The organism is Micromonospora sp. NPDC049662 (assembly GCF_040675055.1).
Lineage (GTDB): Bacteria > Actinomycetota > Actinomycetes > Mycobacteriales > Micromonosporaceae > Micromonospora.
In genome coordinates this window covers 12,614-25,616 of record NZ_JBFAOC010000018.1, presented here as the reverse complement: position 1 = coordinate 25,616, position 13,003 = coordinate 12,614, and the positions used below count along the sequence as shown (strand labels likewise).

The following is a 13,003-nucleotide window of genomic DNA, read 5'->3' as shown; positions in this document are numbered from 1 at the left end:
TGATCTTGGTCACGGCGGCTGCGGGCGTGAGCGAGGTCGCCGGTCCGCCCGCACCCCCACCGGCACGCCGACCGGACGGGTAGGTTGAGCGATCGTGGACGTACACGTCATTGACCACCCGCTGGCCCAGTCCCGGCTGACCGCCATGCGGGACGCGCGCACCGACTCCTCGACGTTCCGGGCGGCGCTGCACGAACTGACCACCATGCTGGTGTACGAGGCGGCGCGCACCTTCCCCGTCGAGCGGTACCCGGTGCAGACCCCGGTCACCGGCACCGAGGGCACCCGGCTGGCGAACCCGCCGTTGCTGGTGCCGGTGCTGCGGGCCGGCCTGGGCATGGCGGACGCCGCGCTCGGCCTGCTGCCCGAGTCCTCGATGGGCTTCGTCGGCCTGGCCCGCGACGAGGAGACCTACGAGCCGCGCGCCTACATGGAGTCGCTGCCCCGGGACCTGGCCGGCCTGCCGGTGCTGGTGCTCGACCCGATGCTCGCCACCGGCGGCTCACTGGAGCACTCCTGTCGGCTGCTGGCCGATCGGGGCTGCACCGACATCACCGTGCTCTGCGTGCTCGCCGCGCCGGTCGGCATCGAGCGGCTGGAGCGCTCCGGCCTGCCGCTGCGCCTGGTCACCGCCTCGATCGACGAGGGCCTCAACGACAAGATGTTCATCGTCCCCGGGCTCGGCGACGCCGGCGACCGCCAGTTCGGTGGCATGCCCCGGTTCTGAGCGTGGCACCCGGTCGGTGCCGGGTCCGGCGGGTCCGCGCGCGGTGGTGCGCGGACCCGCTACCGTCTCCGGCCATGACTGGTGTTGCGCTCGCCGAGGAGCTGCTGCTCCTCGCCTACGACGACTCGACCGGCAAGGCGACCATGCCGCGGATCAGCCTGGACCTGGGCATGGCCGCCGCGGTGCTGGTCGAGCTGGCACTGGCCGGCCGGATCGCGTTCGCCGACGGGTCGTTGACCGTGATCGACGCGACGCCCACCGGCGAGCCGGTCACCGACGGGGTGCTCGCCCGGATCGCCGCCGACACCCCGCACACCCCGGCCTCGTGGGTGCAGCGCCTGCGGCACGGTCTACGCGACAAGATCCTCGGTGACCTGTGCGCCCAGGGTGTCGTCCGCGATGTCGACGAGACCGAACTGGGCTTCATCCACGTACACCGCTACCCGGTGGTGGACACCTCCGTCGAGGCGGACACCCGCCGACGGCTCGCCGACGCGCTGGCCGGCGCGGCGGCCCCGGACGAGCGGACCGCCGCCCTCGCCACCCTGGTGGTCGTGCTGCGGATGGAGTCCGCGCTGGGCGTCAGCGGCGAGGAGGCCGCCACCGCCCGCCGCCGGTTGGAGGAGATCGCCACCGGGGCGGGCTTCTCCGGCCAGGTGAGCACCGACGACTCGGTGGTCCGCCCCTCGGTCGGCCTGGTCGTCGCCGCCCTGGCCACGGCGGTCGACGCGGCGCTCGGCAAGCGCGCCTGACCGTCGGCCCGCACCCGGTCAGATGCCGAGCGCGGCAGCGACGTCGGCCCGCAGCCGCGCGATCGCCGCGCCGGCCCGGCTCCGGGCGGCGGCGACATCGCCGTCGGGCACCGGCTCCACCACTTCGAGGTACGCCTTGAGTTTGGGCTCGGTCCCCGAGGGGCGAATCACCACCCGGGCCGTCGCGGTACGCAGGATCACCACGTCCGACTCGGGCAGCAGGTCCCGGACACTGTCGACCGGCTGGTCCAGCAGCGTGCCCGGGGTGGCCGTCCGGATCCGGGCCATCGCGTCGGCGATCTCCCGCAGGTCGTCGACCCGGACGGAGAGCTGGTCGGTCTGGTGCACGCCGAACTCGGCGGCCAGCTCGTCCAGCCGGTCGGTCAGCGTCCGACCCTGCGCCTTGAGGCCGGCGGCCAGCTCGGCCACCGTCAGCGCGGCGGTGATGCCGTCCTTGTCCCGGACGTGCTCCGGGGCGACGCAGTAGCCGAGCGCCTCCTCGTAACCGAAGACCAGCGGCGCGCTTCCGCCGCCCGCCCGCACGATCCACTTGAAGCCCGTCAGCGTCTCGTCGTAGGGCAGGCCCCGCGCCGCGCACATCGCCCGCAGCAGCGACGACGAGACGATGGTGGTGGCGTACAGCCCGGTCACGCCGCGTCGCATCAGGTGGTCGGCGAGCAGCACACCCACCTCGTCGCCGCGCAGCATCCGCCAGCCCTGTCCGGCCCCGGCCGCGCGGACGACCACGGCGCAGCGGTCGGCGTCCGGGTCGTTGGCGATGGCGAGATCCGCGCCGGTGGAGTCGGCCAGCGCGATCAGCCGGTCGACGGCCCCCGGCTCCTCCGGGTTGGGGAACGAGACGGTCGGGAACGCCGGGTCGGGCTCCGCCTGGTCGGGCACCACGCCGGGGACCGGGAAACCGGCCCGCGCGAACGTCGCGGTGAGCACCGCCGCGCCCACCCCGTGCAGCGGGGTGTACGCCACGGACAGGTCCCGTGGCCCGTCCGCGTCGATCACGGCGGTGGCCCGCTCGACGTACGCGGCGACGAGGTCGTCACCGAGCACCTCGCCGGCCCGCCCCAGCGGCACCTGGGTCAGCGGGCCGACCGCCCGGATGGCGGCCTCGATGCCGGCGTCGGCCGGCGGCACGATCTGCGCCCCGGCGCCCAGCTCACCACCCAGCTCCGCGCCGAGGTAGACCTTGTAGCCGTTGTCCTGGGGTGGATTGTGGCTGGCGGTGACCATCACGCCGGCCACCGCGCCGAGTTGACGCACCGCGTACGCGAGGACCGGGGTCGGCAGCGGGCGGGGGAGCAGCAGCGCCGCCCGGCCGGCACCGGTCGCCACCTGGGCGGTGCGTTCGGCGAACTGGCGGGAGCCGTGCCGAGCGTCGTACCCGATCACCAGCGGGCCGTGCCCACCCTGGGCCGCGAGCCACGTGACCAGACCGGCGGCGGCCTGGGTGACCACGGCGAGGTTCATCCCGTTCGGGCCGGCGCGCAGCGGACCGCGCAGGCCGGCCGTGCCGAAGGTCAGCGGGCCGGCGAACCGGTCGGCCAGCTCCGGGGCGCTCGCCGGCAGCCCGTCGAGCACCGCCGTCAGCTCGTCCCGGCTGGTCGGGTCGGGATCGTCGGCCAGCCAGCGCCGAGCTTGCTCGCGAATGTCGTCGATGTCAGTGGTGTCCGCCGCCATGCCCCTTGATAGCACGACGGCGGATCACCGCTGCCGGTTCCCTCCGGCTCAGCCGTTTCCGGTGAGCTGGAACGTCTTCACCATCTCGTCGAAGATCGGCTTGCTCTCGGCGAACGCGTCCTCGGTGGCGGAGAGGTAGAACGAGTACGACTTGCCGTCCTTGACGACCGCGCGCCACACCCCGTGGCGCATCTCGCCACCGGAGCCGCAGGTGTACTCGAATTCGACGCCCGGGCTGCCCGCCAACTGCTGCTCGGCGATGGCCACCTGCTCGTACGGCTTCTTGCAGTTGGTGCTCTTGGTGCGGAGGAAGTTCTGCGCGCTCTCCGCCCAGCGGGTGGGCGTCCCGGTCCACTTCTCGGTGAGGATCCGGATCTTGCGACCGTCGTCCTCCGGGTCGATGTAGTCGGTGTACGAGCCGCCGGTGGCCTTCTTCCAACCCTTCGGCACCATCACCTGGATGCCGCGGGCCGTGTGCTCCTGCATCTCGACGGCGGGGCCCGCCGGGGCGGACGGGGTCGGCTGCGCCTGCGGGGTGCTCGGCGCGGGGTCGTCCCCGCCCGACAGCGCCACGATGCTGATCAGCAGCAGCACGACCAGGCCACCGGCTGCGGCGAGCTGGACCTTGCGCGGCCAGCCCTTCGCCGTGGTGACGAGTTGACCACCGGTCGCGCGGACCTTGTCCAGGGCACTGCCGCCGCCGGCGGTCGGGGGCGGCGTCGTCGTCCAGGGCTGGCCGGTGCCCGGAACGGACCACTGGTTGCCGCCGCCGTAGGTGCCGCCGATGCGCTGGGTGGCCTCGGGCGCCCCGTAGCCGACCTGCTGGGTGGCGTCGGGCCGGTTGCCGTAGGTGACCCGCTGGGTCGCGTCGGGGTGCGCCCCGGCGTCCACCCGCTGGGTGGCGTCCGCGCCACCGCCGTAGGTGCGCCCGGTGGCGGGGCGACCCGCGCCGGGCATCGCGCCGGTGGGGGTGTGCAGCGGGCCGGCGAGCGCGTCCGCGCTGGTCTCGTCAAGGGCTGCGGCGGCGGCCGCGCCGGCCGGCTGCGGGCGTTCGCCCCGGCGCAGCGCGGCCAACCGGTCGGTCAGCGACTCGTCCGGGGCGAGCATGGCCCGGCCACCGATCTGGTTGTCCGACTTCGACTCCGGCTGGGCCGGCTGGTGGACGGGGGCCGGACGCTGCTGCACCGGCACCACGGCGTACGGGTCGGTGACCGAGTGCACGGCGGTGGCGGTGCTGCCCAACGGGCCGGCGAGCAGCTCCCGCAGCATGCCCCGGGAGGTGTGTACGTCCAGCCGACGGGCCGGGTCCTTCTCCAGCAGGCCCATCAGCACCCGGGTCAGCGGGCCGCTGCGCTGCGGCGGGGCCGGCGGGTCCTCGACGACGGCGTGCATCGTCTCGATCGGGTCGCCCTTGTCGAACGGGGGACGCCCCTCGACGGCCGTGTAGAGCGTCACACCCAGCGAGAAGAGGTCGCTCGGCGGACCGAACTCCTGGCCCATGGCCCGCTCGGGCGAGATGAAGTGCGGGGAGCCGAGCACCATGCCGGGCGTGGTGAGCTGCACGTCGGTGGGCATCCGGGCGACACCGAAGTCGGTCAGCACGCAGCGGCCGTCGGAGCAGATCAGCACGTTGGCCGGCTTGACGTCGCGGTGCAGGACGCCGATGGCGTGCGCGACCTCCAGCGCGCCGAGCAGCGCGATGCCGATCTTGGCGACCGCGCGGGGCGCGACCGGGCCGTCCTCGATGACCATGTCGGCGAGGCTGCGGGCGTCCAGCAGCTCCATCACGATCCACGGCCGACCGGCCTCGGTGACCACGTCGTACACCTGCACCACGGCGGGGTGCTGGATGGCGGCGGCGGCGCGGGCCTCGCGCAGCGTCCGCTCGTACATGGCGTCGCGGTCGCTGGGCGCCAGGCCCGGGGGCAGGACGACCTCCTTCACCGCCACATCGCGGCGCAGCAGGGTGTCTGTGGCACGCCACACCGTGCCCATGCCGCCGTTGCCCACCGCGGACCGCAGCGAGTACCGGTCACCGATGGTGGTGCCGGGCGCTGCTCGTCCGCTGGCGGGACTTACCTGTCCGCCGCTCCACGTCGGGATCTGAGTCACAGAAAAGCCACCGGGGGAAATCGAGGGGGGCTGGGACACAACCCCCCTATCTTGCTGGTTCCGACGCCCGATGCGAAAGCCGACGCGGCGGACGTTTACCGAAGTCGACAGATCGTGCCCGAGCGTTCACCTCCCGTCGACCGGTCGAGACGCACTGTGCGGTATCCCTCACCCGACCTTGAGCCGGGGCGACCTACCATCCGAAGGATGAGCGAACGGCGGTCAAGCGAGTCCGGTTATCCGATCAAGGGCGTCTACACGGCGGCCGACCTTCCGGAGGACCTGGACACCCGGCTGGGCGGCCCGGGCGAGTTCCCGTACACCCGGGGGGTGTACCCCACGATGTACACCTCCCGTCCGTGGACCATGCGCCAGTACGCCGGCTTCGGCACCGCCACCGAGTCCAACGCGCGGTACCACCAACTGTTGCGGGCGGGCACGACCGGTCTCTCCGTCGCCTTCGACCTGCCGACCCAGATGGGGTACGACTCGGACGACCCGATCGCGCACGGCGAGGTCGGCAAGGTCGGCGTGGCCATCGACTCCATCGAGGACATGCGGCTGCTCTTCGCCGACATCCCGTTGGACCGGGTCTCCACCTCGATGACCATCAACGCTCCCGGCTCGGTGCTGCTGCTGCTCTACCAGCTCGTCGCCCAGGAGAACGGGGTCGCCGGCTCGGCGCTCAACGGCACCATCCAGAACGACATCCTCAAGGAGTACATCGCCCGGGGGACGTACATCTTCCCGCCGAAGCCGTCGCTGCGCCTGGTGGCCGACACGTTCGCGTACTGCCGCAAGGAGGTGCCGAAGTGGAACACGATCTCCATCTCCGGCTACCACATGGCCGAGGCCGGCGCGACGCCCGCGCAGGAGATCGCGTTCACCCTGGCCAACGGCGTGGAGTACGTGCGGGCGGCGTTGGCCGCGGGGCTCGCGGTGGACGACTTCGCCCCCCGACTCTCGTTCTTCTTCGTGGCCCGCACCACGCTGTTGGAGGAGGTGGCGAAGTTCCGCGCCGCCCGGCGGATCTGGGCCCGGCTCATGCGCGACGACTTCGGCGCCCGGGATCCGAAGTCGATGATGCTGCGTTTCCACACCCAGACCGCCGGTGTGCAGCTCACCGCCCAGCAGCCGGAGGTGAACCTGGTCCGGGTCGCGGTGCAGGGCCTGGCCGCGGTCCTCGGCGGCACGCAGTCGCTGCACACCAACAGCTTCGACGAGGCGATCGCGCTGCCCACCGAGAAGGCGGCCCGGCTCGCGCTGCGCACCCAGCAGGTGCTGGCGTACGAGACGGACCTGACCGCGACCGTCGACCCGTTCGCCGGCTCGTACGTGGTGGAGGCGATGACCGCCGAGATCGAGGCCGCCGCCGTGGAGTTGATGGAGCGGGTGGCCGACCACGGCTCGGCGGTCGACGCGATCGAGGCCGGGTTCCAGAAGCGGGAGATCGAGCAGTCCGCGTACCGGATCGCCCAGGAGATCGACTCCAGCGAGCGGGTGGTGGTGGGGCTCAACCGGTTCACGGTCGACGAGGAGGAGCCGTACGAGCCGTTGCGGGTCGACCCGACGATCGAGGCGGCGCAGGCCGAGCGGTTGGCCCGGCTGCGCGCCGGCCGGGACGCCGACGCGGTGACGCGGGCGCTGGCCGACCTGCGGGCCGCCGCCGAGGGTTCGGACAACGTGCTGTACCCGATGCGGGAGGCGCTGCGGGCCCGGGCCACGGTGGGCGAGGTCTGCGGCACGCTGCGCGAGGTGTGGGGGCAGTACCGGCCCACGGACCGGTTCTGACGCGACCGGCCGGTTCTGACGCGACCGCCCTCGGGTGTGTCCGCCCGGCTCCGGGGGTACGGCAACAGGTGGGCCGGAACGCACACGGTGTGCGGTCGGCGTCGGCGAGATTATGTGAGCGTCCTTGTCCGGCCCGTTGCGGAGCGTGGTCGTCTTATTGTCGGAGTGTAAGTTCATCACCCCGACTAATGCGACAATTCGCAGCGTAGGTCCAGGGGTGGTATCGCGACTCCCGGACACTCCGCTTGGTTACGCGTTGTAGGAGGTGAGGGGGCGGATGGCGGCGTTCGAACGCGATCTACCTGCGGTCCCGCACCTCGACGAGCGCGCTCAGCAGGGCATACGTGACGCTGCGCGGTCTGATCATCACCGTAACGAGGTTGCGCAGCGTCACCGTCGGAGGTCTAGGCTGTCTGCTGTCCCCGATGATCCATCCATCTCTAGTGATCGAGAATTCGACGTGACGAGTGCGTTGACGCTGCCGACCGGCGGCCAGCTGGCGTCGTCCTGGCTGGAGACCCCGCCGGGGGCCCAGCCCCTGCCCCGCGACCTGGACCACCTGCTCGCCCTACGGGTACCCGGGCTCATCGCCACGCGCCGTCACCTTCACTCGCACCCCGAGTTGTCCGGTACGGAGTTCGAGACGGCGGCCCTGATCGCCCGGGAACTCTCGCTGGCGGGCCTGAACCCCCGGCTGCTGCCCAAGGGCAACGGCGTGATCTGTGACGTCAACGGTCGTCCGGACGGCCCGGTCATCGCGCTGCGCGCCGACATCGACGCCCTGCCGCTCGACGACCCCAAGGACGTGCCGTACCGCTCCACCGTCGAGGGCGTCTGCCACGCCTGCGGCCACGACGTGCACACCTCGATCCTGCTCGGCGTCGGCATGCTGCTGGCCCAGCTCGCCGACCTCGGCGAGCTGGACGGCCGGGTCCGGCTCATCTTCCAGCCGGCCGAGGAGATCCTGCCCTGCGGCTCGTTGGAGGTCATCGAGGCCGGCGGCCTGGACGACGTGGTGCAGATCTTCGCGCTGCACTGCGACCCGAACCTGCCGGTGGGCCAGGTGGGCCTGCGCGTCGGCCCGATCACGGCGGCCGCCGACAACGTCACCGTCCGGCTCTCCGGGCCGGGCGGGCACACCGCCCGTCCGCACCTGACCGTCGACCTGGTGGACGCGCTCGGCCGGCTGGTCACCGAGGTCCCGGCCCTGGTCAGCCGTCGGGTGCCGGCCAACAGCGGGCTGCTGCTGGTGTTCGGCCACGCCTCGGCCGGCACCCGTTACAACGTCATTCCCTCCGAGGCGTGCGCCTCGGGCACCCTGCGGGTGATGGACCGGGACACCTGGGAGCAGGCTCCCAAGATCGTGGCTCAGGTGGTGCGGGACGTGATCGCCCCGACCGGCGCGACCGTCGACCTGGAGTACCTGCGCGGCCGACCGCCGGTCAGCAACGACTCGCGGGCCATCCAGGTGCTGACCGCCGCCACCAGCGCGGCGCTGGGCCCGGACGGCGTCGCCGAGACGCCGCAGAGCATGGGCGGCGAGGACTTCTCCTGGTACCTGGAGTACGTCCCCGGCGCCCTCGCCCGCCTCGGCGTGGGCCGGATCGGCCCCAACGTCGACCTGCACCGCGCGTCCTTCGACGTGGACGAGCGGGCCATCCCGGCCGGCGTACGCGTCATGGCGCAGACCGCGCTGCGGGCACTGGCGGCGGCGCGCTGACCTCGGCGACCTGCGCCGGCGACCGGCGTCGCCGGCGCAGCGCCAGCAGCAGGACCGCCAGGGGTACGCCGACCGCCACCAGCCATGGCAGCAGCGCGCCCAGAACGGTGAGCAGGACGGTCATCGAGGTGACGAACGCCTCCCAGCCGCCCTTGAGCCCGACCAGAAAGCCGGTCTCGGCCTTCTCCTCGCTGGCCTTCGCCGCCGGCCCGGCCAGCGACACCGTGATCGTGGACAGCGCCGTCAGGTCGGCCAGCCGACGCTTCTTGGCCTCCAGCGAGGCCAGGTCCGCCTCCCGGCGACCCAGCTCGTTCTCCAGGGACACCAGGTCGGAGATCGAGTTGGCGCGGGCGAGCAGCCGTCGCGCGCTCTCCACGCGCGCCCGCTGCGTGATGATCCGGGCCTCCAGGTCGACGGTCTCCTCCGTGACGTCCTGGGTGTTGATCTCGCGGCTCTGCTGTCGACCGAGCTTCGCGACCTCCTCCACCACCGCGCCGAACTTGGCGGCGGGCACCCGCAACTCCAGCTCGGCCACCGCGTCGGCCTCGGCGCTGCGCCGCTGGTCCCCGCCGACGAAACCACCCGCCCGGGTGACCACCGCGCTTACCTCGCGGGCCGCCGCGTCCACATCGGTCACCTGCACCCGCATCGATCCGGTGTAGATGATCGCCCGCTGGTCGACCCGCAGATCCGGAGCGCCCGCCCCGGCGGTCCCCGCTGCCTGCGCGCCGCTGCCCTTGTCGAGCGCGGCCTGGGGGGCCTCGGCCGCCGTACCCGCCGAATCCGCTGATCCGCTGTCGCCGGCGCTGCACCCCACGAGGGCCAGCGCCGCCACAAGTGTTCCCGCCGCCAGGAGTGCCCACCGGCGTCGCCCTGTCCGTCCGTCCATCCCCGCTCCCATCGTCGTCAGCTTCAGTGGCGATAGTTCGGACGCGACGCGTCCACCCGCTGGTTCCGGCAGACTGCGCTGAGGACATCACGATTCGATAAGTCGAGGAGTCACGATGCGGCTCACCAAGTACGCCCACTCCTGTGTCCGGGTGGAACACGACGGCGGAGTGCTTGTGGTCGATCCCGGAGTGTTCAGCGATCCCGCGACGGCGCTCGACGGCGCGGACGCGGTGCTCGTCACCCACGAGCACCCGGACCACCTCGACCCGGCCGCGGTGCGCCTCCAGCTCGACCGGCGGCCGTTCCCGATCTACGGGCCCGGCGCGCTCGCCGACACCCTGGGCGACGCGGCGGAGGCGCTGTGCCCCGTCGAGCCCGGCGAGTCGTTCACCGCCGCCGGGGTCGCGGTCCGCGCGTACGGGGGACGCCACGCGGTCATCCACGCCGACATCCCGGTGGTCGACAACATCGGTTACCTGATCAACGACGTGGTCTACCACCCCGGCGACTCGCTCGTCGTACCGCAGGAGACGCCTGTCGACACGCTCCTCGCGCCGATCCACGCACCCTGGTCGAAGTTCTCCGAGGTGCTCGACTTCATCCGGGCGGTCGCCCCGCGCCGCGCGTACGCCGTGCACGACGCCCTGCTCAACCACAACGGGTTGGGCGTGCTCAACCGGCAGTACGCGGCGCTGTCCGGCACCGAGTACCAGCGTCTGGAGCCCGGCACCCGGGTGGACGTCTGACGCGATGCCCGGCCCCTCCACGGAGTTGGTGCGGCAGCTCTACCGCACCCCACCGGACCGGTTCGTGGCGGCCCGGGACGCCGCGGTGGCCGAGGCCCGGAGAGCCGGGGACCCGACCACCGCCCGGCAACTGGCCCGGCTGCGTCGTCCCACCGTCGCCGCCTGGCTGGTCAACCTGCTCGCCATCGAACGACCCGAGCTGGTGGACGACCTGGTCGGTCTCGCCGACGCGCTACGGGCAGCCCAGCGGGAGCTGCGCGGTCCCCGACTGCGGGAGTTGTCGGCCCAGCGCCGTGCGGTGGTCGCGGCCCTGGTCGCCGAGGTCCGTACGCTCGCCGCGGCGGAGCCCGAGGCGCCACCGGCCGGCCGGCTGCCACTGGCCGAGGTGGAGGCGACCCTGAACGCCGCGCTCTCCGACGCCGACGTCGCCGAGCAGGTACGCGCGGGGCGTCTGCTCCGCTCGGCCACCTACGCCGGCTTCGGCGAGGTGCCCCGACCGCAGTTGCGACTGGTCACCGGCGACGAGGAGGAGCCGCCGGCTCGACGGCCGGGCGCCCAGCGCGAGGGCCCGGAGCCGAACCGCCGTACCGACCGGGCCGGGGAGCGTGCCGCGCAGGCCGAGCGGGCGGCGCAGCGAACGGCTCGGGCCGAGCGGGCCCGCCGCCGTCGGGCCCTGGACCGCGAGTTGGACCGTGCCCGCGCCGACCAACAGCGGGCCGAGGACGAGCTGGCCGAGGCGGTCGGGCAGGAGCGCGACGGGGTTGCCGTACTCGATGGGATCGAGACGGAGCTGGCCGAGTTGGAACGTCGGCGCGCGGTGGCGGAACAGGACCTGAGCCGGGCGAAGCTGGCCCGGCGTGCGGCCGAACGGGCGGTGACCGTGGCCCGCCGCCGGGCGGGCGAGGTCGAGGCGGCCGTCGAGGCGTTGGTGGCCGAAGAGGGGGATGCGGACGCGGGCGGCGGGGCGGCAGACTGACATCGATGGACGACGACGAGTGGGTGGGCCGTCTGCGGGCGGCCGTCCCCGAGCCGCGAGCGCGGGTGGCGTCCGGATGACGCCGGAGCAGCTCGCCGCCGCCAGCAAACCCGCCGTCCTCGACCTCGGCGACGGGTTCAGCAGGTGTCCGAGCACGCTGCGTCGGGCTCGGCTGCTCGGCATCTCCGGCTGGGCCTTCTACATCAGCGGTCGGGCCGGGGCGCTCGGCGACGTACGCGCGGAGACGGCCGCCGCGGCGATCGGCTTCGTCGCGCCGGACGCCGTGGCGGACGGCTGGGACGCCGCCGCCCGGGTCCTGCCGCCGGTCGAGGTGGCCGCCGCGAGTCTCGCCGAGTGCTGCCGGTGGGGGACGGAGATGCTGGGCGTGCTCTCCGGGATCGAGCGCCTGGCCGACCTCGTCGAGCGGGCGGTCGCCGCCGCCGACACCAGCGGCATGCCGCTCTTCGCCGCGTGGCGGGCCATGCCGCTGCCGGACCACTCTCCGGGCGCCCGGAGCGCGGCCGGGCTGCGGCTGCTGCGTGAACACTTCACGGGCGCCTACCTGCTGGCGGTGCGGGCCGCCGGCATGACCCCGCTGGAGGCGGTGCTGGCCGGGCCGGAGGGCGAGGCCGGCGCGGTGGCATGCGGCTGGCCGCCGCCGTACCCCGCGGTCGGGCCGTTGGTGCGTCGGCGGCTGTGGGCGGAGGCAGTGACCAACCGGCTGGCCGCGCCGGCGTTCGCGGCGCTCGGCCCGGCCGACGGCACCGAGCTGGTGGAGCTGCTGCACCACACCCGCGCCGGCCTGGGGTGAACGCCCCGGCCAACGCCGATGTCAGAAGCGATGGAAGTGTAGAACATCTGGTTCTACACTTGTTCGTATGGAGCGCATCGGTGTTCGCGAACTCAACCAGAACACGAGTCAGGTGTTGGCGCGGGTAAGTGGAGGTGAGACGGTCGAGATCACCGATCGCGGACACCCGATCGCCCGACTCGTACCCGTCAGCGACGACAGGTCGATGCTGGCCAAGCTGGTAGCGGCCGGGCGGGCCGTCGCCCCTACCGGCGGCGGTCCGATGCCGCTTCCGCCAAAGCTGGGTGACGAGGCGGTCGATGTGGCCGCCGACCTCAGCGCCATGCGTGACGAGGAGCGCTGGTGATCTATCTCGATTCCGCCGCCGTCGTCAAGCTGGTCAGGCAGGAGGCGTGCAGCGCCGACCTCGTCTCCTGGCTCAACACCCACCCCGACGTGCCATTGGTGTCCTCCGCCCTCGTCGAGGTGGAGGTGCCCAGGGCCCTGCGCCGATCCGCTCCGCAAGCGTTGATCGGGGTGCCCGCAGCCGTCGGACGGCTCTTTCGATTGGAGATAGACAGTACGATCCGCGCCACCGCGGCCGCGTTCGCCGAACCCGTGCTCCGCAGTCTCGATGCCATCCACCTGGCCACCGCCCAGGTCCTGACCAACGAGTCCGGCACCGCACTCGTCGCCTTCGTCACCTACGATCGCCGACTGCTCGACTGCGCCAAGGAAGCAGGGTTGCCCGTCGCGAGCCCTGGCCAGAACTGATCGACTGGTCGGCCAACGCCGCCGCCACGGAA

The 13,003-nt window shown here is 73.0% G+C and carries 12 protein-coding genes; 9 read left to right on the top strand and 3 right to left on the bottom strand.

Translation table 11 applies throughout. The features are described 5' to 3' along the window. Positions 1-94: 94 nt before the first annotated feature. Together upp and AB0J36_RS16105 are read left to right on the top strand one after the other, a co-directional pair. A complete protein-coding gene (upp, locus tag AB0J36_RS16110) occupies positions 95-727 on the top strand; it encodes a uracil phosphoribosyltransferase (protein WP_357130340.1) in 633 nt (210 codons plus the stop codon). A gap of 74 nt (positions 728-801) precedes the next feature. Beyond that, a complete protein-coding gene (locus tag AB0J36_RS16105) occupies positions 802-1,479 on the top strand; it encodes a GPP34 family phosphoprotein (protein WP_357130337.1) in 678 nt (225 codons plus the stop codon). Between the two features lie 18 nt (positions 1,480-1,497). Here AB0J36_RS16105 and AB0J36_RS16100 read toward each other — a convergent pair whose 3' ends face one another. Both AB0J36_RS16100 and AB0J36_RS16095 read right to left on the bottom strand, forming a co-directional pair. Continuing rightward, positions 1,498-3,171, bottom strand: a complete 1,674-nt coding sequence (locus AB0J36_RS16100; protein WP_363660812.1) for a phospho-sugar mutase — start codon at positions 3,169-3,171, stop codon at positions 1,498-1,500. A gap of 48 nt (positions 3,172-3,219) precedes the next feature. After that, the gene (locus AB0J36_RS16095) at positions 3,220-5,283 is read right to left on the bottom strand and encodes a serine/threonine-protein kinase (RefSeq protein ID WP_363660811.1); all 2,064 of its coding nucleotides are present in this window, start codon (positions 5,281-5,283) and stop codon (positions 3,220-3,222) included. 207 nt (positions 5,284-5,490) lie between these two features. Between AB0J36_RS16095 and AB0J36_RS16090 the strand changes: the two genes are divergently transcribed. Both AB0J36_RS16090 and AB0J36_RS16085 read left to right on the top strand, forming a co-directional pair. Then, entirely contained in the window at positions 5,491-7,074 is a 1,584-nt protein-coding gene (locus AB0J36_RS16090) for a methylmalonyl-CoA mutase family protein (RefSeq protein ID WP_357130329.1), read from the top strand. Between the two features lie 460 nt (positions 7,075-7,534). Next, entirely contained in the window at positions 7,535-8,794 is a 1,260-nt protein-coding gene (locus AB0J36_RS16085) for an amidohydrolase (protein WP_357130326.1), read from the top strand. Here the strand turns inward: AB0J36_RS16085 and AB0J36_RS16080 are convergent. Further along, on the bottom strand, positions 8,751-9,704 hold the full coding sequence (locus AB0J36_RS16080) for a DUF4349 domain-containing protein (protein WP_357397245.1): 954 nt from the start codon (positions 9,702-9,704) through the stop codon (positions 8,751-8,753). The genes AB0J36_RS16085 and AB0J36_RS16080 overlap by 44 nt on opposite strands. A 94-nt stretch (positions 9,705-9,798) precedes the next feature. Here AB0J36_RS16080 and AB0J36_RS16075 point away from each other — a divergent pair, with 94 nt between their 5' ends. The 5 genes from AB0J36_RS16075 to AB0J36_RS16055 all read left to right on the top strand — a co-directional run bounded on the left by AB0J36_RS16075 (position 9,799) and on the right by AB0J36_RS16055 (position 12,971). Continuing rightward, positions 9,799-10,431, top strand: coding sequence for an MBL fold metallo-hydrolase (locus tag AB0J36_RS16075; RefSeq protein ID WP_357397213.1), 633 nt, complete (start codon positions 9,799-9,801; stop codon positions 10,429-10,431). 4 nt (positions 10,432-10,435) lie between these two features. Then, the gene (locus AB0J36_RS16070; protein ID WP_363660810.1) at positions 10,436-11,407 is read left to right on the top strand and encodes a hypothetical protein; all 972 of its coding nucleotides are present in this window, start codon (positions 10,436-10,438) and stop codon (positions 11,405-11,407) included. A 76-nt stretch (positions 11,408-11,483) separates the two neighbouring features. After that, positions 11,484-12,218, top strand: coding sequence for a hypothetical protein (locus AB0J36_RS16065; protein WP_357175030.1), 735 nt, complete (start codon positions 11,484-11,486; stop codon positions 12,216-12,218). A 67-nt stretch (positions 12,219-12,285) separates the two neighbouring features. Next, positions 12,286-12,564: a type II toxin-antitoxin system prevent-host-death family antitoxin gene (locus AB0J36_RS16060; protein WP_357130315.1), complete on the top strand. Its 279-nt coding sequence runs from the start codon at positions 12,286-12,288 to the stop codon at positions 12,562-12,564. After that, entirely contained in the window at positions 12,561-12,971 is a 411-nt protein-coding gene (locus AB0J36_RS16055; RefSeq protein ID WP_357130312.1) for a type II toxin-antitoxin system VapC family toxin, read from the top strand. Before AB0J36_RS16060 ends, AB0J36_RS16055 begins: the two co-directional genes overlap by 4 nt. Positions 12,972-13,003 lie beyond the last annotated feature (32 nt).